13 protein-coding genes are annotated in these 22,433 nt (G+C 71.4%); 8 read left to right on the top strand and 5 right to left on the bottom strand.

All coding sequences use genetic code 11. The annotated features are described in order from the left end of the window. Positions 1-29 precede the first annotated feature (29 nt). Positions 30-2,366, bottom strand: coding sequence for a Tat pathway signal sequence domain protein (locus CRP49_RS38390; protein ID WP_097258021.1), 2,337 nt, complete (start codon positions 2,364-2,366; stop codon positions 30-32). A gap of 125 nt (positions 2,367-2,491) precedes the next feature. Beyond that, a complete protein-coding gene (locus tag CRP49_RS38385; RefSeq protein ID WP_097258020.1) occupies positions 2,492-3,304 on the bottom strand; it encodes an SGNH/GDSL hydrolase family protein in 813 nt (270 codons plus the stop codon). Positions 3,305-3,584: 280 nt separating this feature from the next. On the opposite strand from CRP49_RS38385, the gene CRP49_RS38380 reads away from it, so the two are divergent. Beyond that, positions 3,585-11,792, top strand: coding sequence for a type I polyketide synthase (locus CRP49_RS38380; protein ID WP_097258019.1), 8,208 nt, complete (start codon positions 3,585-3,587; stop codon positions 11,790-11,792). 29 nt (positions 11,793-11,821) lie between these two features. On the opposite strand, the gene CRP49_RS38375 is transcribed toward CRP49_RS38380, so the two are convergent. After that, complete coding sequence (locus CRP49_RS38375) at positions 11,822-13,066, bottom strand: DUF2993 domain-containing protein (RefSeq protein ID WP_097258018.1); 1,245 nt, start codon at positions 13,064-13,066, stop codon at positions 11,822-11,824. A 395-nt stretch (positions 13,067-13,461) separates the two neighbouring features. On the opposite strand from CRP49_RS38375, the gene CRP49_RS38370 reads away from it, so the two are divergent. After that, a complete protein-coding gene (locus tag CRP49_RS38370; protein WP_373560423.1) occupies positions 13,462-14,070 on the top strand; it encodes a lamin tail domain-containing protein in 609 nt (202 codons plus the stop codon). Positions 14,071-14,543: 473 nt separating this feature from the next. Further along, positions 14,544-15,359: a maleylpyruvate isomerase family mycothiol-dependent enzyme gene (locus CRP49_RS38365; protein ID WP_097258017.1), complete on the top strand. Its 816-nt coding sequence runs from the start codon at positions 14,544-14,546 to the stop codon at positions 15,357-15,359. 61 nt (positions 15,360-15,420) lie between these two features. On the opposite strand, the gene CRP49_RS38360 is transcribed toward CRP49_RS38365, so the two are convergent. Beyond that, entirely contained in the window at positions 15,421-16,125 is a 705-nt protein-coding gene (locus CRP49_RS38360) for a tetratricopeptide repeat protein (RefSeq protein WP_097258016.1), read from the bottom strand. Further along, positions 16,109-17,248, bottom strand: coding sequence for a DUF4331 family protein (locus CRP49_RS38355; protein ID WP_097258015.1), 1,140 nt, complete (start codon positions 17,246-17,248; stop codon positions 16,109-16,111). Before CRP49_RS38355 ends, CRP49_RS38360 begins: the two co-directional genes overlap by 17 nt. Before the next feature lie 287 nt (positions 17,249-17,535). Between CRP49_RS38355 and CRP49_RS38350 the strand changes: the two genes are divergently transcribed. The 5 genes from CRP49_RS38350 to CRP49_RS38330 all read left to right on the top strand — a co-directional run bounded on the left by CRP49_RS38350 (position 17,536) and on the right by CRP49_RS38330 (position 22,381). Then, positions 17,536-18,090, top strand: a complete 555-nt coding sequence (locus CRP49_RS38350) for a hypothetical protein (RefSeq protein WP_097258014.1) — start codon at positions 17,536-17,538, stop codon at positions 18,088-18,090. Next, positions 18,087-19,418: a Dyp-type peroxidase gene (locus tag CRP49_RS38345; RefSeq protein ID WP_097258013.1), complete on the top strand. Its 1,332-nt coding sequence runs from the start codon at positions 18,087-18,089 to the stop codon at positions 19,416-19,418. Before CRP49_RS38350 ends, CRP49_RS38345 begins: the two co-directional genes overlap by 4 nt. A gap of 54 nt (positions 19,419-19,472) precedes the next feature. Then, complete coding sequence (locus CRP49_RS38340) at positions 19,473-20,417, top strand: DUF5996 family protein (protein WP_097258012.1); 945 nt, start codon at positions 19,473-19,475, stop codon at positions 20,415-20,417. Positions 20,418-20,490: 73 nt separating this feature from the next. Beyond that, on the top strand, positions 20,491-20,790 hold the full coding sequence (locus CRP49_RS38335; RefSeq protein ID WP_097258011.1) for a putative quinol monooxygenase: 300 nt from the start codon (positions 20,491-20,493) through the stop codon (positions 20,788-20,790). Between the two features lie 379 nt (positions 20,791-21,169). Continuing rightward, positions 21,170-22,381, top strand: coding sequence for a S8 family peptidase (locus CRP49_RS38330; protein ID WP_097258010.1), 1,212 nt, complete (start codon positions 21,170-21,172; stop codon positions 22,379-22,381). Positions 22,382-22,433 lie beyond the last annotated feature (52 nt).

The following is a 22,433-nucleotide window of genomic DNA, read 5'->3' as shown; positions in this document are numbered from 1 at the left end:
CAGTTGACGTCGGGTGGTGCACCCACCCGCTACGGCAGGCCCCACGCCGGGCCCGGCTCGCTGACGGCGACGGGCGCGATGACGAGGTCGGGCCGGGAGCCGGAGTGGACGAGCACCTCGCGGCCCCGGGGCAGGTCGATGGCGAGGGTGCCGTCGCCCAGGTCCTGGGTGCGGGCCGGGGTGCCGTCGTCCAGCAGCACGGTGAGGGCGCCGCTGAGGCCGTGACGCAGTCGGAGCGGCTCGCCCGCCAGGCTCCTGATCCGGATGAAGCGGGTCGCCCCCGCCTCCCGTACGGCGCTGACCAGGAAGGCGCCCTGGGTGCGGAAGTCGTGCAGGGTGACGTCCGCCCAGGCGGACGGGACGGCCGGGAAGACGCGGACCACGCCGCCCCAGCTCTGGCAGAACATGTCGTGCAGCGACTGCGAGGCGGACAGCGGGGTCTCGATGACCGGACCGGCCTCGGTGTAGTGCGTGTTGGCGCGGCACGGGTAGCGGGTCGTGGGGTCGAAGAACCTGCGCAGGTAGGTGATCGCGGTGTCGCCGTCGCCGGTCATCGCGTACATCGAGGCGGCCCCGGTGTAGCTGTAGCCCCGGTGGGCGCCGGTCAGCGCGTGCCAGTGCGCCACGGACTTCGAGATCAGGTCGCGGTTCTCCGGCTGGTCCCAGTTGACGAGGTACAGCGGATACACCATCAGCAGGTGCGAGTAGTGCCGGTGGGACTGGGCGTACGGGGTACCGGCGCCGATCATGAAGCCGTTGTCGTCGACCGGGTACGGTGTGAGCCGGGCCAGCACCTCCTGCCAACGCGGTGTCAACTCGTCCTCGATGCCGAGCAGTTGAGACGACTCGATCAGCGTCTGGCAGCCCCAGCGGATCAGGGCCAGGTCGTAGGTGGTGTCCTGCGGCGGCACGACGGGGTATTCGGGCGAGAGCGTGCTCGGCAGATGGAGCCTGCCGTCGCTGCCCGGGGTGAGGAAGTGCAGGTAGTAGTTGATGGCGCGGCGCAGCACCGGGAAGAGCGTGTCGCGCAGCAGGGCCTTGTCCATGGAGTGCCGGTAGGACAGCCACACGTTGTGCAGCGCCCAGGTGAGGTCGCCGGTCTCGGCGCCGGTGCCGGGCCAGCCCACACCGCGGTCGGCGAACATGTCGGAGCTGCGGCCGATGCCGGAGCTGTCCGCGCGGTAGGCGGCGGGCACGTTGGCGATGAGCTGTTCCTGGCTCTGTCGCAGCGTGGTGGCGAGCGCGTCGAGTTCCGGGTGGTTGAAGCCATGGATGAGCCAGTACTCCAGCTGGACGTTGAGGTTCCACCAGACCGCGGGCCAGGGCGTGGGCTCCAGCCACGGCCCGCTGGTGGCCATGACGGGACCGCCCGCGCGGCTGGCGGAGGCGACCTTGTAGAGCTGGATCCAGTGGAAGCTCTGCAGCCGCTGGTCGGGGAAGGAAACGAAGCTCTTGCGGTAGAACGCGTGCCACCAGCGGGTGTGCCGTCGCCTGAGGGCGTCGTACGACGTCACGCGCCGGAGGTTGCGCAGCGAGGCGGCCTCGGCGGCGGTGTCGGAGGGCGAGCTGTGTCCGACGCTGAGCAGCAGGTCGTCGCCGGTGCGGCGGTAGGCGGTGGCGGTCTGACCGCCACCGGTGAGGGGCTGGAGCACCTGCTCGGTGCCGTCGGCGGCGGTCCGCGTGGTCCAGGGCGGGTTGGCGGTGTAGCCGGCGGGCGGGGCCTCGCTGATGCGGCGGGGGCTGACGGCCTCCTCCGGGTGGAACGTCCAGGTGACCCGTTCGCCGCCGTCGGCCCGCACACGGACGGCCAGGACCTCGTCGTGGATGAGCGCGGAGAGGGTGAGCGTGCCCGCGCTGGTGGTGATGGTGCCGGTGAGTTCGGCGTTCCACAGGCTCAGCCGCCAGTCGACGGCGGTGATGGTGCCGACCGGTTCGAGCGTGAGATGCCCGACCGGCAGACGGCAGGTGCCCCAGCCGCTGCCGAACTCCGGCCGGTGGTCCTGCACGCGGCCGTGCTGGACGGTGAAACGGACCTGGTGGGCGCCCGGCTCCTGGTAGACCATGCTGCCGAGCAGCCCGTCGCCGAGGAACGGGCCCTCGTGCCAGAGGGCGGGCAGCCTGGTCCACAACAGGTCCTGGCCGCGCAGGAACCGTTCCCAGGCGTCGTCGGTGGTCATGGTGTCGCGCAGTCGCCATGGGCGTCCGACGGCCCCGCCCGCCGGACCGGCTCCGCCGGACGACCCCGGCCGTAAGGGCGGTTCGGCGTGGGCCTGCGGCGGCAGGGCCACCGTGGCCGCTCCGCCCAACGCGGTGCCGAGTACGGCTCTGCGGGGCACCGGCGAGCGCTTCTCCCCCTGCGAGGTCATCATCGTCCTCCCGAGCTGACGGACCCTCGAAACATCGGGTGTATGGTGGAAGTTAGGCATGCCTCATGTGCCTGTCAACCTTCTTGGTGGCCATGGGTCTATGACACATCCGATGTATGGAGAGGTCAGGCCGCACCGGTGAGGAGGGGAAGGTAGCCCAGCGACTGCCCGGGCGCCGTGGGGTGGTACGACACGGTCAGATCCAGCCAGTCGACACTGTGCAGCCAGGGCGTGGACGAGCAGATCTCGTGCCCGGCGAAGGAGGTCCGGGCGTCGGCGAAAGTGAACCCGTGGTCGGCGGCACGCTCGGCGATCACGCTGTTGAGCTCGTCCACGGCCTCGTTGAGCGCCGACCTCTCCGTGTCCGCGAGGCCGCCCGAACAGGTGCCGTGGAGCAGGTAGAGGTGCGGATAGCCGAGTACCACGACGTGGGCGGCGGGCGCCTTGCTCCGGATGGCCGAGTAGAGACGGTCGAGATCGCCCGGGAGGGTCCCGTCCATGAAGGAGCGCGCTTTGGCGACGGCGGAGAGACACGCCTCGGTGCCGGGCAGTACGCAGGTCGCCATGACGCCGGTGAAGCCCGAGTCGCTGCCGCCGACGGTGAGGCTGACCAGATCCGTACGGGGGCTCAGCGGGCCGAGCTGCTTCGCCATGACGTCGCTCGTCCGGGCGCCGTTGCACGCGGTGAAGCCGAACGACGCCGGCGCATGGGCCGCGGCCCACAGGGCGGGGTACGCCAGGCTGCTGCGCAGGCAGTCCGCGCCGGAGGTGAAGTAGCTGCCGGCTCCGACACCGGCCGAGTAGGAGTCACCGAGAGCCACGTAGTCCATGGCCTGGGTGCTCGGCGCCGCCGGCGCCCTCACGGGACCGGCGAGGGTACAGGCGGCGGCCGCGAGGAGGAGGGAGGCCGCATAGGAGGCTGTTCGGGACCGGCTCATAACTCTCCTCTATCGCGGCCCGGTCCGCCCCCGCCCGCCAGGGCCGTCCTCCCTGTTCAGCCGTGTTGACAAACATCTGCGGCCATGCCCGCTGCCGCAGCACGCCGCACGGGAGGGGGACCGGGAGCATGGTGGCGTGCCGTTTCCCCGGCAGAGTTCACCCGGTGAGCCGTCACCCGTACGGCGGTGCCCGCGACCCGGCTCGGCGCGGACGGCCGTGAACGGTGCGTGACCCTATAGTCGATGGTCGTCGGGGGACGGGCACACAAGTGGGGTGGGGATGACGGGAGTTCACGGGGAACTGGTCCGTCCGTTGGCCGAAACCGTTCGGTCGCATGCGGCCCGCGCGGGGGACAGGACCGCCTTCCGCGACGGGCGTCGAGGCGTGACCTGGGCGCAGCTGGATCAGCGGACGGCGCGGATCGCGGGGCATCTGCAACGGCTGGGCGTACGCCGCGGGGACCGGGTGGCGTTCTGCCTGTCCAACCGCGTGGAAATGGTGGAGAGTTGCCTGGCCGCCGTGCGTGCGGGGGCGGTCGGGGTGCCCCTGGATCCCGGGGCGGCCGACGGCGAGTTGGCCCATGTCCTCGACGACAGCGGCGCGGTGGCGATCGTGATCGAGGCAGCGCTGCTGGAGCGCCTGGCGCGGGTGGCGGCCGGGCGGCAACCGCTGCGGGTGGTCGTGGTCGTGGGTGCGCAGCCTGTCGCGTCGCCCTCTGCGTCGGCCGAGGTCGGTCAACAGGACGGCAGAGCCACACGTGCGCTGCCGCCCGGAGCGCCCGCCGGCGCGGTGTCGTACGACGAGCTGGCCGGGACCGATGCGGGCCGTCCGCCGTACGACGGTCTCGGCCTCGACGAACCGGCCTGGATCCTCTACACCTCAGGCACCACCGGCGAACGAAAAGGCGTGGTGACGAGCCAGCGGGCCGCGCTGTGGTCGACGGCCGCCGCCTACGCGCCGCTCTTCGGCATGTCCGAGGAGGACCGGCTGCTGTGGCCGTTGCCGATGCACCACGCCTACGCGTACTCGCTGGGCATCCTCGCCGTGGTCGCCACCGGTGCGAGCGCCTACCTCCTGGACAGGGGCGTGGACGTCGTGGAGACACTCCAACGCCAGCCGCTGCAGGGACCGTTCACGATGCTGGCCGGGGTACCGGCCACCTACCACCTGCTGGTGAGCGCACTGCGCGAGGCGCCGCAGGCGCTGAGCGGGTTGCGGCTGTGCGTCACCGCCGGAGCGCCCTGCCCGCCGGAACTGCGCTCCTCCGTCGAGGAGTTGCTGGGCGCGCCGCTGCTGGACGGCTACGGCGCCACCGAGACCAGTGGCAAGATCGCGGTCGACCGACTCGAGGTGCCGGGTCCGCGGCGCGTGCCGCAGCCGGTGCCCGGAGTCGAGGTCCGGGTGGCCGACCCGCTCTCCGGTGCCACCGCCGCCGACGGCGACGAGGGCGAGATCTGGGTGCGCGGCCCCAACCTGATGATCGGCTACCACGGTCGCCCCGACGCTACGGCGCAGGTCCTCCGGGACGGCTGGTACCGCACCGGTGACCTCGGCCGCCGCGAGCCCGGTGGCGGGTTGCGGGTCACCGGACGGGTGGGCGACCTGATCATCCGCGGTGGGCAGAACGTCAACCCGGTCGAGGTGGAGCAGGTGCTCCTGGCCTGTTCCGGTGTCGCCGACGCGGCGGTCGTGGGCAGGGCGCACGACGTGCTGGGGGAGGTCCCGGTGGCGTTCGTCGTCCCCGGGCCGGACGGAGTCGACCTCGCGCGGCTGCGGGCCGCGTGCCGGGAGCGGCTGTCCGCGTTCAAGGTGCCGGACGAGATCCGGCTGAGCGAGTCGCTGCCTCGTACCTCCTCAGGCAAGGTCCAACGGGCGGTGCTCACCGGGCAGTTGACCGAAGCCCTGGCCGCCGAGCGGGAGAACGCCTCCGCCGGACTGCGGGCCCGGCTGCTTGCGCTGCCCGCCCCGGAGCGGCGCCGCGCGGTGCTGAACCTCGTCATGGTCGAACTGCGCGGCGACGGGGAGACCCACCCGGAGCCGGACCAGGCCTTCACCGATCTGGGAGTCAGCTCCCTTCAGGGTGTCCTGCTGCGAGACCGGCTCGGGGCCGTGACCGGTCTGGAGCTGCCCGCGACCCTGGTCTTCGACCGCCCGACGCCGGACGCGGTGGCCGAGTTCCTGCACGACTCGCTGCTCGGCGCCCCGACCCCGGCGGCGCGCGGGGCCAGGCCAGGCACACCCGGTGACCCGCCCTCGCCCGACGAACCGGTGGCCATCGTCGCCATGGCCTGCCGCTACCCGGGACTCGTGGACGACGTCACCTCACCGGAGGAGCTGTGGCGGCTGCTCGCCGACGGCACGGACGCCACCTCCGCGTTCCCCGCCGACCGGGGCTGGGATCTGGCCGGGCTGTTCGACGCCGACCCGGACCGGCCGGGCACGTCGGTCACCCGCCGCGGCGGCTTCCTGCGCCGGGCCGCCGACTTCGACGCGGCCTTCTTCGGCATGTCCCCCCGGGAGGCGCTGGCCACCGACCCCCAGCAGAGGCTGCTGCTGGAGACCGCCTGGGAGGTCGTGGAACGGGCGGGCATCGCCCCGAACGCCCTGCGCGGCAGCGACACCGGAGTCTTCGTCGGCGTGATGCACGGCGACTACGGGGGCCGTCTGCTGCACCGTGGAGGACACGAGTACGAGGCACACCTCGCGCTCGGCTCGGCGGGCAGCGTGGCCTCCGGGCGCATCGCCTACACCCTGGGCCTGGAGGGGCCAGCGGTGACAGTGGACACGGCCTGCTCCTCGTCGCTGGTGGCGATGGACTGGGCGGCGCGGGCGCTGCGCTCGGGCCAGTGCTCGCTGGCCGTGGCCGGCGGAGCCACCGTCATGGCCAGCCCGGTGCCGTTCGTCGCGTTCAGCAGGCTGCGCGGCCTGTCGCCCGACGGACGGTGCAAGCCGTTCTCGGCCGCGGCCGACGGCACCGCCTGGGGCGAGGGCGTCGGACTGGTCCTGCTGGAGCGGCTCGCCGACGCCCGGCGCAACGGCCACCCCGTGCTGGCCGTACTCCGCGGCTCCGCCGTCAACGGCGACGGCGCGTCCAACGGCCTGACCGCGCCCAGCGGGCCCGCCCAGGAGCGGGTGATCGGCGACGCCCTCGCCGCCGCCGGGCTCACCCCGGCCGACATCGACGCCGTGGAGGCCCACGGCACCGGTACCCCGCTCGGCGACCCCATCGAAGCCCGTGCGCTCCTCGCGGTGTACGGGCAGGACCGCCCGGCCGAGCGGCCGCTGTGGCTGGGATCGCTGAAGTCCAACATCGGACACACCCAGGCCGCGGCCGGCGTCGCGGGGGTCATCAGGACCGTCCTGGCGATGCGGCACGGGGTGCTGCCGCGCACGCTGCACGCCGACGAGCCCTCTTTGGGGGTCGACTGGTCCTCCGGCGCCGTACGCCTGCTGCAGCGGGAGCAGCCCTGGCGCACCGCTCCCGGGCGGCCCCGGCGCGCCGCGGTGTCCGCCTTCGGCATCGGCGGAACCAACGCCCACGTGATCCTGGAGGAAGCGGTCGACGAGCGGGGCGCCCCGCACCGCCCAAGTGCCCGTCCCGCTCCCGAGCTGCCGGTCCTGCTGTCCGGCGCGAGTACCGAGGGGCTCCGCTGCCAGGCGCGGCGTACGGGTGAGGGGCAGGACGGCCCGGACCACGCGAGTGCCCGTCCCGCTCCCGAGCCGCCGCTCCTGCTGTCCGGCGCGAGTACCGAAGCGCTGCGTGCCCAGGCGCGGTGTACGGCCGCGTTCCTCCGCGAGTGGCCCGAACTGCCGCTCGGGGACGTGGCGTTCACCTCGGCGACCTCCCGCGCCGCACTCCGCCACCGGGCGGCGCTGCCCGTCCGGGACCGCGCCGCCCTGCTGAGCGATCTGGACCGGCTCTCGGCCGAGGGGGCGGCGGCCGTGCCGTCCCCGGTCCGGACGGGCGGACGGCTGGCGCTGCTCTTCACCGGCCAGGGCGCCGGATGGGCGGGCCTCGGCCGGGAGTTGCACGCCGCGTACCCCGTCTTCGCCGACGCCTTCGACGCCCTGTGCGGCCGGTTCGACACCGCCGGCGTCGGGGACCGGCCCCTGCGCGAGGCGCTGTGGGACACGGCGCCCGCCGACGTGCAGCAGCACAGGACGGATGCCGCGCAGGCCGGCCTGTTCACGTTCGAGGTCGCGCTGTTCCGGCTGCTCGAATCCTGGGGCGTACGACCGGACTTCCTGGCCGGCCACTCCGTCGGCGAACTGGCCGCAGCGCATACCGCCGGGATCCTCGCGGAAAGCGACGCCGTCGAACTGGTCGCCGCCCGGGGGCGGTTGATGCAGCAACTCCCGGCAGGCGGCGCCATGGTGTCCCTGGACGCCACCGAGGAAGAGACGTTGACAGCGTTGGCGGAGCTGCCGGCGGCGGCCGGGCCGGTGGCGGTCGCGGCGGTGAACGGCCCACGGTCGGTCGTCGTCTCCGGGGCGGAGCAGGCGGTGACGGCGGTGGCCGAACGTTTCCAGGCCCGCGGTCGTCGCACCGTACGGCTGCGCACCAGCCACGCCTTCCACTCGCCGCTGATCGAACCGGCGCTCGCGGAGTTCGCCCGAGCTGCGTCCCGGGCCGCCTTCCGTGCGCCCCGTATTCCGGTCGTCTCGGCACTGACCGGACGTCAGGCCACCGGAGACGACCTGCGCTCGGCGGCCTACTGGGTCCGCCACGCCCGTGAAACGGTGCGGTTCGCGGACGTCGTACGTCATCTGGTGCGGGAAGCGAGGGTGACGGCGTTCGCCGAGGTGGGCCCCGGCACCCAGCTCACCTCGGCCGCCATGACAACGGCCGAGGAGCCTGGGGACCTGGTGTTCACCCCGACGGTGCGGGCGGGCCACCCGGAGCCCGACGCGGTCCTGGCGGCACTCGCCCGACTCCACGAGCACGGCACCGCGGTCGACTGGGACGCCGTGCACCAGGCACACCCAGGCAGGCATGCCCAGCGGGTGGACCTGCCCACCTACCCCTTCCAGCGGGAGCGCTACTGGCTGGCCGAGCCTGCCGACCCCACGCCGACCGCCGCTGCACGCCCCGGCTCCGGCCATCCGGTGCTGACGTCCACGACCAGCCTCCCGGACTCGGGCCGCCTGCTGTGCACCGGCCACCTGTCGGACGCCGACCAGCCCTGGCTGGGCGACCACGTCGTCGACGGACGCCCGCTGGTGCCCGCCGCCGCTCTCGCCGACCTGGCGCTCCACACCGGCGGCACCTGCGGGCTGGACGTCCTGGAGGAGCTGACCCTGCTGCTGCCGCTGCAACTGCCCGGCTCCGGCCGGCGCGTCGAGGTGCAGGTGGCGCTCGGAGAACCGGACCCGTCCGGCCGCCGGACCGTCGACATCCACGCCCGCCCCGAGGATTCCGGCCCGGTCGGTACGTGGACCCACCACGCCACCGGCCGGCTGGCACCGCCGGCCACCGACCCCGGCCCGAGCCACGGCCCACAGGGATCCTGGCCGCCCCCGGACGCCGTACCGGTCGACCTGACAGGGGCCTACGACCGGCTGGCGGGCGCAGGCTACGCCTACGGCCCGGCCTTCCGCTGCGTGCGCGCCGTCTGGAGACAGGGAGACGACCTCCTCGCCGACGTACGGCTCCCCGACACGGCCGTAGAAGAGGCGCAGCGATACGGCATCCATCCCGCGCTGCTCGACGCCGCCATCCACGCTCCGCTGCTGCTCCCCGAGGACCAGAAGGAGCCCGCACCGACCCGGCTGCCGTATGCCTGGCGGGGCGTCAGCCGGTACGCGACCGGTGTCGCCGCGCTGCGGGTACGACTGCGCCGCACCTCCGAGGACACGGTCGCCGTGGACCTCACCGACCCGGCGGGCAGGCCGGTGCTGCGGGTGGAGGCGCTGACGACGCGGGCGGTCCCGGGCACCGCCGCACGCCTGGGGGCGCTGTACCGCCCGGGTTGGACCGCCGCGGCCCCCGCGCACTCCACCGTCTCCGCGCTCGCGGTGGCATCGCCGGACGACCTGGACCTGGGAGCAGCGCTGTCCGCTTCAGCGGGGGCCGGGACATCCCTCGGAGGCGACGCGCCGGCCGTCGTCGTCTCCCTCGCCTCTACGGCCTCGTCCACCACCCCGGCCACCGAAGCGCGCGCCCTCGTCACGCGCGCCCTGGAACTGCTGCGCGACCGGCTGCCCACCCTGGCCCCGGGATCGCGCCTGATCCTGGTCACCCGCGGTGCCACCGGACCGGACCCGGACCTGCCCGCAGCCGCCGTCTGGGGGCTGGCGCGCAGCGCGCAGTCGGAGTACCCCGGCCGCCTCACCGTCGTCGACGTGGACCACCACCCCGAGTCGCTGCGCCGGCTGACGGCAGCCCTGGCAACGGGCGAACCCCAACTCGCCCTCCGCGCCGGCAAGGTGCTGGTGTCGCGACTGGCACAAGCGGCCACCGCACCCTCCCACTCGGCTCCGTTCACGGAGGACGGCACCGTACTGATCACCGGGGGTACCGGGGCTCTCGGCGCGCTCCTGGCCCGCCACTTGACGGAGCATCACAAGGTTCGGCGCCTGGTGCTCACCAGCCGCAGTGGTCCGGAGTCGCCCGGTGCGCGACGGCTGAGGGAGGAGATCGAGCAGGCCGGCGGCCGGGTGGAGGTGGTCGCCTGCGACGCCGCCGACCGGTCCGCACTGGCCGCGGTGATCGACCGGTACGCCGCGGACCTGACCGCCGTGGTGCACGCGGCGGGTGTCCTCGACGACGGCGTGCTGGAGGCACAGACGCCCGAGCGGCTCGCGGCCGTCCTGCGGCCGAAGGCGGACGCCGCCTGGCACCTCCACGAACTGACGAAGGACCTGCCCCTGTCGCAGTTCGTGCTCTTCTCCTCGGCGGCGGGCCTGCTCGGCAATCCCGGTCAGGCGGGCTACGCCGCCGCGAACGCGTTCCTCGACGCCCTCGCGCTGCACCGGGCCGCCCTGGGACTGCCCGCGCTCTCCCTGGTGTGGGGGCCCTGGGCGGGAGCCGAGGGGATGGCGGCCCGTACCGGCCGGACCGGCGACGGCGTGCTGCACGCCGTCACCCCTGCCGAGGGACTGGCACTGTTCGACGCCGCTCTGACGGCGGGCGAACCCGTCCTGGCACCGCTGCCGCTGGACCCGAAGGCCGGGATGCGACGGCAGCCGGTTCCGCCACCGTTGCAGGATCTCCTGCGCTCGTCCGGCCCGGACGGGGACCTGGGAGGTGCGCGGCCGACGGCCGGCACCGCCCGCTCGACGCACGACTCGCCTGGAGCCTGGCGAGAGCGGCTGGCGCAGCTGCCCGCCGACGACCGCGCCTCCGCGTTGCTCGCGCTGGTCAGGGAAGCGGTCGCCGAGGTGCTCGGCCATCCCGGAGCGGCCGCCGTGACGGCCGACCGCGCCCTCACGGAGCTGGGCCTCGACTCCCTGACCGCCGTCCTGCTGCGCAACCGGCTGAGTCTGCTCACCGGCCTGGAACTGCCCGCCACCCTCACCTTCGACCTGCCCACCACCGACCGACTGGCGAGCCACCTGCTCGCCGAACTGCACGAGGCGTTGCCCCGTCGGCAGGCAGCCACCGGTGCGCGGCCGGCACGCCCCGCACAGACCCTGGCCTCCCTCTACCGCCGCGTGTGCGGGACCGGTGACGTCGTCTCGGCCATGCACCTGCTCGTGACCGCCTCACTGGCCGTCCCCGCCTTCGGCCCCGAGGACGCCGCCGCGCACGCCCTGCAGCCGCTCCAGCTGGCCGCCGGCGCGGACGACCGGCCACCTCTGGTCTGCTTCCCCGGCTTCTCCCCGGCCCTGGGCAGGCCCTGGTACGACGCGCTCGCGCGCCACTTCGACGGAGACCGGGACGTGCTGGAGACACGGCACCCCGGGGTCACCGCCGGCGACGCGCTGCCCCGCGACTGGCAGACACTGGTCGACCTGCACGCGGCCACCCTGCGGGAGCAGTTGGGCGACCGCCGGCCGGTCCTGCTGGGCTGGTCGATGGGCGGCTGTCCGGCACACGCGGTCGCGGCGCGGCTGGCGGCGACCGGCACCCCGCCCGCGGGCCTGGTCCTCGTCGACACCTACCACGTGACCCCCGAGCGGGAGGCCGAGCCATGGCTGCTCGCCCTGCCCGCCCGCGCGGCCCTGGCCATGGGGGAGGGGTTCGACACCGCGGTGGAGGACATGGCGCTGACCGCACTCGGGGCCTACACCCGGATGCTCCGCGGCTGGCGCCCCGAACCGGTGGACGTACCCACGCTCCTGGTACGCGCCACCGATCAGTTGCCGGAGATGCGCACCCACGGCGGCCGCGAGACCGGAAGCCGCGACTGGCGGGCCTCCTGGCCACAGCCGTCCGAGACGGTGGACGTCCCCGGCGACCACTGGACCATCGCCGAGGAACACGCACCCACCACGGCACAGGCGATCCATGACTGGATCAACTGCCTTGGAAAATCGATGAATTGAGGAACCGTCAGTGATTCCGGCTCGGATGCTCAGTGCCCCAGGAGCAGTCCCGACCCCGTGACGTCGGCGTGGATGCCGTCCTTGTGCACGGTCACGCGCTGCAGGCGCAGCGCGCCCGAGGGCGGTTTCGGGAGCTGGAAGGAGAAGGAGAAGCGGTCGGCGATCTGCGGGCGGGTGAGCTTGGTCAGTGCCGTGAGGAGGGAGAGGTCGAGGCCGAGCCGCTTGAGGAGCCCCGGGTGGGCGACCGCCACGTCCACTAGGTTCATGCGGGTCAGGTCGTGCAGGAAGCGTGGTGCGCCGGTGAGTTGATGGAGCCTGTCCTCGTCGTGCAGCGCGGCGCGCACCGCGCTGTCGGGGACGCCCAGGCGCCGCACTATCTCCGGGACGGCCAGAAAGGCCCTGATCTTCTCCGCCTCCCGGGTGAGCCGGCGCGCCGAGGCGCGGGTCAGGTGCAGGCCCTCGGCGGGCCCGGTGCCGGGCCGGTACGTCGCGAGGTCACCGATGTCGAGCCGCATGCCGTCCACGGAGGTGGCGATGCCGCGCGCCCCTTCGCGCCGGATCCGGACGTCGGCACGTACCCGCAGATCGTTCCCCGCGACCCGCAGATCGCCGTGGGCCCGGACGCGGCCCGGTCCGCGGGCTGTGAAGGACACCTGGGAGGCGCCGAGTTCGCGGTTCATGTCGGCGAAGGACAGCAGGACGCGACCGTGCACCCGCCGCACGAGTGCGCCGCGCACGGCGGTGGGTCCGTCGCCGTCGATACGTATGTCGTGTGCGGTGGCGGTGACCTGGGTGAGGGTGACCCGGCGGGCCGGGATGCCGGGGACGGTGATCCGGACCGCGTCCAGGCGCTGTGCGGCCAGCTGGGTGAGGAAGGGGAACCCGCCGATCCGTACCTCGGGGGCGGCGGCGAGATGGAGCTGGTCCTTGAGTCGTTCGGACGCCTTGTGCTCGGCATAGAGCAGTGCCCAGCGATCGGCGAGGGTGACCAGGCAGGCGAGGGTGAGCGCCCAGGCGAGAACTCTGACCACGGTGGGCAGGCCGGTGGCGCGGTTGCGGCGGCGGCTGCCGCGCCGGTGGTTGGGCGGGGCCCAGGGCTCCTCGGCGTCGTCGTCCTGCGAGGTCGACGTGCTGTCCTCGGTGAGGAAGTCGTCCAGCGGATTGTCTGCCAGCGCAGCCAGTTCGTCATACGGATTGCGGCTGGGTGGAACCCGCTCGGTGGAATACCCGTCCGACTGGGCAGGTCGATGCGTCGGTATGTGGGGGGTACGCATCGGGAGATTTGATCATATAATCCCACCCGGCTTGCAAGTCCTACCTGAAGTAAGGCTCGAAATCGGCCACTTCGCGGCCGACGGGCAGCGGGTGTACGCGCGGCGGGCGCCTGAGGGCTGTTGCTCACTTTCGGGTGACAGGCGGGTGCGCACTCATGTGAAGGATGGCCCGAAAAGGCCCCAAAATGGGCATTCATGACATAGATGGACTATGCATGCGAGTGTCACCAATATGTTGACGATCTGTAACATGCCCCGTATGTGCCGTGCTTCTCCGGCTCGGGGCAGGAGGGTGTGGGTGCGCGGCCGCACGGCCGCTCCTCACCCGCCGCACCCCGGCCCACGGCCCGATGTCGTGAAGCCCGGACGTGCCCACACCCTGCAAGGGGGACCTTGTGTCCGCTTCCGTTTCTGTGACCCCGCGCCGTCTGACCGCAGCCGCCGCCGTGGCGGCAGCTCTGGTCGGAGCGGTGGCGCTGCCCGCCTCCGCCGCGGACCGGCCGAGCGCGTACCCGGACCGCGCTCAGGTGGTCATCGGTGACGTGCAGTACAGCGTTCATGGCCGCTACGAGCGATCCAACCTGGCCCTCAACCGGGAGTGGGTCGACATCACCAACAACAGCCGTCGCGACGTGAACCTGAGCGGCTGGACCCTGTCCGACCGGGACGGCAACACCTACACCTTCCGCCACTTCTGGCTGGGGGGCCGAGGAACCGTCCGCGTCCACACCGGTGTCGGCCGCGACAGCTCGTCCGACGTCTACCAGGACCGCCACTACTCGGTCTGGGACCGCAACGCCGACACCGCCACCCTGCGCAACGACCACGGCCGCTTCGTCGACGCCACGTCCTGGGGTGGCGGCCGGCGTGACGACCACCGCGACTACCGTGGCGACGACCACCGCGACTTCCGCGGCGACGGCGACCGTCACGACCGTGGTGACGGCGACCGTCACTACCGCGGTGGTGACGGCGACAGCCACCGCGGCGACCACCGCTTCTGACCGTCCCCGGTGTGCCGACGACCCTGACTCGGCACCCGACACCCGCACCACGGCGCGCCGCTCCCGAGGAGCGGCGCGCCGCGCCGCGCCCGCAGCGGTTTCTCCCGTCCCGTGCGGCTGCTTCGATCGGCTCCTGCTCGTCCTGGTCCTACGGCCCTGCCGGCCGAGGGCCGACCCGCTGCCCCATCCTGAGGCTGAACCACGTCGGCTTGCCCTCGTCGGTCGGCCGGACTCGACTCCCCAGTCGTCGGCGAGGGCCGGTGCGAGCTGCAGCCCCCGGCCCGACTCCTCCTCCTCGGCCGAGATCCGGGGCTGGGGCAGCTGTGGGCTGGGGTGAGCGGGGGAGGGCACCGGGGCAGGGCCTGGCGGCGATGGTGGATCATGAGGCGGGACCGCGGACGGCGCCTGGCACACATGCGGCGCGCGGTCGATGACGGTGGGACACCTCCCGCGAACGAAAGGGCGGACGCGACATGGAAAGCACCCGAGCGGCGGTGCACCCGCTGCCGTACACGACCTACCAGCAGGCGATCGAGCAAGAGACGGCGCGCTTCGCCGAAGTGGTCGAGGGCGTGGATCCGGCAACCCTTGTGCCGTCCTGCCCCGACTGGACGGTGGCCGACCTCACCCGGCACGTCGGGAGCCTGCAGCGCTGGTTCTCCACCCTGCTGACCCGACTGGTGCAGGAGCCCCCGCGGAGCCGTGAGGTGGAGTTGGGGCTGCCGGACAGCGCGCACGACTACCCCCGCTGGGTGGCGGCCGGCATCCCCCAGGTGGCCGCCGTGCTGCGGGCCACCGATCCCCAGGCACCCATGTGGGCCTGGGGCGAGGACCAGCACGCCAGGTTCTGGGCCCGCCGGATGCTGTTCGAGACGCTGCTCCACCGGGTCGACGCGGAGCGGTCCGTGGGCCAGGAGTCACCCGTCGGCCCCGTGCTGGCGGCGGACGGGATCGACGAGTTCCTCGTCAACCTGCCCGACGCGCACCTCTTCGCCCCGGCCGTGGCCCAGCTGAAAGGTGACGGCGAGACCATCGTGTTCCAGTGCGCCGGCCCCGACACCGGCGGCAGCGGTGAGGAGTGGCGGGTGCGGCTGGAAGCCGACGGTTTCCGTCTGCTGCCCCGAGGGGAGGACGGCGAACCGTCCGGCGCGCGGACGACGACCGTGCGGGCCCAGGCGGCCGACCTCCTGCTCCTGCTCTACGGACGTCGGTCGTACCAGGAGGCCGCCTTCGACGTGACAGGGGAGTCCGAGACGCTGGACCGCTGGTTCGCCCACACGGCCTTCTGAGCCGGAGCCAGGGGGTGTTCGGGGCTGCGCAGCGCGTGCGCAGCCCCGCGGGGGTGTTCCGTCATTCGGTGAGTGCCCGAAGGGCCCGCGCATGGGTGGGGAAGTATGCGAGGACGGCTCGGTATGCCTTCACCGCCGGGTCATGTTGTCCGGCGTGCTGGAGTGCGTGCCCCCAGTTGTAGAGGATGGCGGCCAGGGGAAGCGGGGAGGGGCTCGTGTATCTCCCGAGGGCTTCGCCGAGCGCGTCCCGCGCCAGCTGATCGTTGCCCATCGACACGCGCAGACACGCGATGCGCGCCATCTGCTGGGGCTCGGCGTGGGTTGTGCCGTGTGCCAGGCGGAGCCTGAGGGCGGCCGGGCCGCGCCCGCACGCCTCGAGTACGTCGGCGCGTTCCTCGGCGAGGTCCTCGGTGGCCGCGCCGTGGTGCGTGGCGAGCGCGAGGGCCCGCGTCGACTCGGCGAAACGGTGGGTGGTGGTGGCCACGTGGGCGCGGGTGAGCCAGGCAGTGGGGTCTGCGGGGGCGTGGCTGACCAGTTCGGTCGTGATGCGGTCGGCGGCCCTCAGGTCGCACGCGTCGGAGGTGATGCTGTGGCGTGCGAGCAACGCGTTGGTGAGCCTCACACCCACAGCGGTGTGGCCGGACTGCGCGTAGTGCTGGGCCAGGCCCGCTATCTGGGCGTCCAGATTGGCGAGGGCGATCGTCGAGGACGTACACCGCGGTAGGGGCCATCCGCCGAGGTGTGCGCGTTCAGGGCGAGGGGGCAAGAATCGCTCCGGCATCCAGTACGGGCGGGTTGGGGTTGGCCTGGGCCAGGTAGGGGAAGGCGCGCGTCGCGGGGATGACGGCGGAGTCCACTCCGTCACTGACGGGTGTGCCGTGCCAGCCGCCGACGATCACCGAATAGAGAATGTCGATGACGTCTTCGTTCAACCAACGGCCGCCACAGGTTTCGTGGGGCTGACCGGTGAGGGCGCCGCGCTCGATGTCGAGGTACCCGTGGTCGCCGAAGGGCTTTGTGGTGTCCAGGACCAGGTGGTCGTGGAGCAGCGGCTCGGTGAGCGGGTGATGGTGGTCGTCCGTGAAAGGCCAGGCGACGGCGTCGTCCAGCTGGTCGAACATGGCGAGATTCGCATCGAGTCGAGCGCGGTAGGCGGCCGCGGACTGCGGTGGGACGTCGAAGGGGTCGTCCAGGTTGTACAGGTCGCGCAGGTCGACGCTCGCGTTCACGGTGTCGTTTCCGTTGACCGACAGCAGCACGTTCTTCGCTTCGGGTCGGCCGATGCGCTCGAAGCGTGCGGTCGGTACTCCCTGGCTGAGGGATTCCCCGACGGCGGCCCACAGCGCACTGCGGGCGGTGCCGAGGACAGCGTCCGCGTCGAGTTCCAGGACGATACTCAGCACGTTCTGTTCCGCGACGGCGTCCACGCCGGGAGCGGTGAAGGCGAGCCGACGGGTGGCGCGTGTGCGGATCTCGCTCTGGACGTCCATGAAGAAGGGATCTCGGCGCAGGCCGGCGAAGATGCTCACCTCGGGCCCGCGTACGGCGCCCTGCTCCCCGGTGCGGAAAGCGACCGTGCGGTCAGCGCCGTAGCTGAGCGCGCCCCCCTGGTCACCAGTGTCCGGTTCGATATCGGTGAACGTGACGTCGAACGCGATCGCGTCCTCACCGCGGGCTCGGACCACCGCGTCGGTGCCGATGTGGGCGGGCGCCAGCCGCATGCGGTAGAGGACGGCGTCGGAGAAGGCCGCTCCCGGCTGCGCGCCGGGGAACAGGTTCAGCACCACGGCCAGCCGACCTGGTACATCGGGCACGGGAAAGAAGTACAGGTCGGTCAGGTCGATGACCGGGTCCTGCATCGCGCGCAGGCTGGACAAGTGGTCGGACACGGCATGGCCTCCTTCTGGCACGGCACTCCTCGGCAGGGTCCCCACCCACAGCGAGAGCGGCAGTACGACGGCTCGACAACGGTGTCCTGGAAAGTGGAGCTCACCGAACTCGCGCTGAAAGCGAGGAGCGGCAAGGTCACTGAGCGCATAGCACCAGAGTAGGGCGAATATTGGTATGAAGGGCCCAAATACCTCCAGGGTCCCGACAGGTCGGCCTCGAAGGAGGGCTCAGGCGGACAGGGCCCTCGGCCCTCCCTGCAGGCCCTCTCCTGAAGGAGGTAATCGCCATGTTCGATGTAGGCACCTACGACCCGATCTCACCGCAGGTCAGTGCCGGGGAAATCGGCCAGTACAGCCAGGAGCTCCGGCGGCAGACCGAGGGAGCGGGCAGCCGGGTCGGCAACCGGGCGGAATTCACGCTGGTCGCCCCGGTGATCCAGCCGGACGGTCCGGCTGTCTTCCGCGATCGGGCGAAGAAGGCGCAAATCGAGGCGCCCTATTGGGAGGGTCGACTCGGCACCGTCCATGACCTGCGCGTTTGCTTGATCAACAATGATCAGCAGCTGCTCTTCGCCGCCACATACAGTGACGAATTCATGCCGTACGTGAGGGATGTCATCCGCTTCGCGGGTCCGTGGATCGACTACATCTTCACGGGAGTCGCGGAAGGCTACCCGGGCATGAAATCGGCGGACGAGGCGCTGCGGTACATCACGAAATACCAGGTCGAAGCAGGCATCTGGTACGGCGGTCCGGATCCGGAGGCGACACCGCGCGACATCACGAAGAGCCTGAGGGTGACCAACGCCTTCAACCAGCTGCTCGACACGGTGCAGGAATGAGCGACTCGGCCGGGCGCACCGTCCCCACTCTGGAATTCGAGGACATCCAGGGCACATTACTGCGCCGACGACCCGACGACTACCACGGTGTGTACCTGCTGTACCGAATCGATGACGCCGGTGCGGCGAAGCAGTCGCTGCGCGGCATCCTGCCGATGGTGACGAATGCCGCGGACTGGGAGAGCCCGCGGCCATTCACCCTCAACATCGCATTCACTTACAGCGGCCTCGAACGGCTGGGAGTTCCGGCGGAGTCGCTCGCATCGTTCTCGCCGGAGTTTCGCGGGGGTATGGCTGCCCGCAAGAATGTGCTCGGCGACACCGGGGCGAACGACCCGAGCAACTGGGTTCCACCGCTGGGCGGTCGGGACGTCCATATCGGGGTGCTGATCATCTCGCAGGAGGCCGAGGCGCTGGACGAACCGCGCAACGAGGCCGGGCGCCTTGCCGGAGTGAGTTCGATCTATCAACTCGACGTAAGCGTCCCGAGCACCGGACGTGAGCACTTCGGCTTTCGTGACAGCATCGGTGGACCGCACATCAGGGGAAGTACGAACCCTCCACTGCCCGGCCATGACGAGATCTGGCCCGGCGAATTCATCCTCGGCTACCAGGATGAGTCAGGAGAGCTGCCCGACGCGCCGGTGCCGGACGCGCTCAGCCGTAACGGCACCTACCTGGCGTACCGGCAACTGCACTCCGACGTAGCGGCGTTCCGCCGATATCTGCGCGAGCACGCCAGGTCGCCCGAGGACGAGGAACTGATCGCCGCAAAGATCATCGGCCGCTGGCGCAGCGGTGCGCCGCTCGCCCTGTCGCCCGACCGGGACGATCCCGAGCTGGCGGCCGACCCGATGCGCAATAACGACTTCCTCTACTACGACGACGATCCGCGCGGACAGCGTGTGCCGCACGGCGCTCACATCCGGCGCGTCAACCCGCGGGACAGCCTCAAGGACACCGTGGTCGCGGTCAACACGCATCGGCTGATCCGGCGCGGCGCCGCCTATGGACCGGTGCTCCCCGACGGCGTACTGGAGGACGACGGGGCGGAGCGTGGCATCATCTTCATCTTCTTGGGAGCCAGTCTGTCCCGACAGTTCGAGTTCATTCAGGAAGTCTGGATGAACGACGGCGACTTCGTCGGTCTCGGCACCGAGAAGGACCCGCTCACCGGCAACCACGACGGCACCGATTCGTACACCTTCCCCGGCAAGCCGGTACGCCGGCGACTCACCGGATTGCCGCGCTTCGTGACCGTCCGGGGCGGCGAGTACTTCTACTTGCCCGGCATGACCGCAATCCAATGGCTCGCCGCGCTGCCCTAGTTCGGCAAAGAAGACCGCAGGGTTGCCGGAGCCGCGAGGACCGTGGGAGGCGCGATGACAGAACAGAGGACACAGCAGGTCGGGAACTGGCCGCGGCTGCGTGTGGCGGACTGGGTCGATACCCGGGACACACTGCACATGTGGACCCAGATCGTCGGCAAGATCCGACTGGCCCACGCCCCCATGGTCAACCACTGGTGGCAGGTCGCCCTTTATTTCACACCACGGGGATTGACCACTTCCGCGATCCCGTACCGAACTGGCGTGTTCGATATCGAGTTCGACTTCCTCGATCACCGGCTGGGCATTCGTGTCAGTGACGGAAGCCGGCGCGACCTGGCGCTGGAGCCCAAACCGGTGGCCCAGTTCTACGCCGAGACCATGGGCGCGCTGGGAGAGATGGGCATTCGGACGCGCATCCACCCGCAGCCGAACGAGGTCGCCCCGGCGATCCCGTTCGCGGACGACTACGAGCACGCCTTCTACGACCCGCACGCCGTGCGGCTGTTCTGGGGCCAACTACTCCAGGCGAACCGGGTGCTCGGGGAATTCCGGACCCATCTCGTCGGCAAGGACAGCCCCGTGCATTTGTTCTGGGGTTCGATGGATCTGACCTGCACCCGCTTCTCCGGGCGCCCCGCACCACCGCATCCACCCGGGGGTATCCCCAACGTGCCGGACTGGGTGACAAGGGAGGCCTACTGCGTTGAGTTGTTCAGCTGCGGGTTCTGGCCCGGAGGCGGTGAGGAGGGCGGGTTCTACGCCTATGGCTATCCCGAGCCGGTCGGCTGCGCCGACCATCCGGTCCGCCCTGCGACGGCGTCGTACCAGCGGGGCAGCGGAGAGTTCACTCTGCCCTACGAGGCGGTTGCCGACACCGCCGATCCGGACCGCGTGCTGAGCGAGTTTCTGCACAACACCTACGGGGCGATCGCCGAGTTGGGCGGTTGGGATCGAGCGGCACTGGAGGCCGGCCCACACCGCTGGGAACACCGCTAGGGGGACCTGGCGTGAGAGGTGTCAACCGGTGTCCCCGGTGAGGGGACACGCGACCGAGCCGAAGGAGGCCACCATGAACAACATCGGTCTGCTGGCCCGCATCGAGGCCAAGCCGGAGCACGCCGACGAGATCGCCCGGCTGCTGACCGAAGCCCGGCAGCTCGCCGAGGCGGAGAAGCGGACCCTCACCTGGTTCGCCTTCCGGGAGGACGCCACCACCTTCGGTATCTTCGACACCTTCGAGAACGACGAGGACCGCGCCGAGCATCTGCGCGGACGCATCGCCGCCGCGCTCATGGGGGCCGCGGAGACCATGCTCGCCTCGCCGCCCGACATCCGGCCCGTCGACCTGCTCGCGGTGAAGCTGCCCTGAGCGGCCGGTACGCCGCACGCAAGGGGCTGACCGGTCCGGCCTAGGGCGGTCGGCCCGCACCTCTTTCACAGGCCGGGGCGATGGCGGATCCCCATCGCCCCGGCCTTTTCTCGCCACCGTGCGTGAACGGCCGGTGAAGAGATCGGCACGGATAATTCTTGACCGATCCTTGGTGATTCAACCAGCGCAAAGGGCTGCACGTTTGCATTCGGGTTGCTTCGAACCTGCGTAAGCCCTGTGAAGATCGGCCGTCGGAGGGACTCGGGGCTGCGACCAGGGGATTGATCTGACCGCGTCAAGTCGGCACTCTCGCTGAGCGCGAGCAGAACTCTGCCGCGCGAAACGCGAATCCCCCCACACGCAAACGAGGAGACCCCTCTTGACGGCGCATCACAAACGCATAGGCAAGGCCAAGACCGTCACCGCGATCGCGGCCGCCGCAACCGTCGTAGGCACGGCCCTGTACGTGTCCCCTGCCGCCCAGGCCGGACAGCCCGCGGAAGGCAAGGTCTACGGCCTGCACGCCGAAGGAGCCGTGGCCGGCAGCTTCGTCGTCCTTCTGGACCAGAAGGCTTCCGCTGCCGAGAAGAAGGACCTGGCCACGGAGTACGGCGGCAGGATCAGCCGCACCTTCGGCTCGGCGGTCAACGGTTTCTCCGCCGACAGCCTCACCGAGACGGAGGCCAAGCGCCTCGCCGCCGACCCGGCGGTCGCAACGGTGGTGCAGAACAAGAAGTTCCACATCGAGGCCACCCAGGACAACCCGCCGTCCTGGGGCCTGGACCGCATCGACCAGGCGGACACGGCAGGCGATCACAAGTACACCTACCCGGACAAGGCCGGGGAGGGTGTGACCGCGTACGTCATCGACACCGGCGTGCGCATCAGCCACAAGGACTTCGGCGGCCGCGCCAGCTACGGGTTCGACGCCGTCGACAAGGACAACACCGCCGACGACGGCAACGGCCACGGCACCCACGTGGCCGGAACCATCGCCGGAACCGCCCACGGTGTCGCCAAGAAGGCCAAGATCGTCGCGGTCAGGGTGCTCGACAACAACGGCTCCGGAACCACCGAGCAGGTCGTCGCCGGCATCGACTGGGTGACCCAGAACCACCACGGGCCCTCGGTGGCCAACATGAGCCTCGGCGGAGGGGCCGACCCCGCTCTCGACGAGGCGGTCAAGAAGGCCATCGCCTCGGGCGTCACGTTCGCCGTCGCCGCCGGCAACGAGTCGGCGGACGCGGGCCAGGGTTCACCGGCCCGGGTCCCCGAGGCCATCACGGTCGCCTCCAGCACCAAGGACGACGCCCAGTCGGACTTCTCCAACTTCGGCAAGATCGTGGACCTGTACGCGCCGGGCTCGGACATCACCTCCGACTGGAACGACAGCGACCAGGGGACCAAGACGATCTCCGGCACCTCCATGGCCACCCCGCACGTCACCGGAGCCGCAGCCGTCTACCTGGCCGGACACCCGGACGCCACGCCCGCCCAGGTCGCCTCCGCACTCGTCGGTGCGGCGACCAGTGACAAGATCACCAACCCGAGCAGTGGAACGCCCAACAAGCTGCTGAAGGTGACCGGGTAACGGACAGCCCGGCGGTGCCGTCAGCGCGTACGGCAGCGGCACCGCCGGGCAT

The sequence above is a fragment of the Streptomyces sp. Ag109_G2-15 genome (genome assembly GCF_900215565.1).
GTDB classification, from domain to species: Bacteria; Actinomycetota; Actinomycetes; order Streptomycetales; family Streptomycetaceae; genus Streptomyces; species Streptomyces diastatochromogenes.
This window is presented reverse-complemented; position numbering and strand designations above follow the sequence as displayed.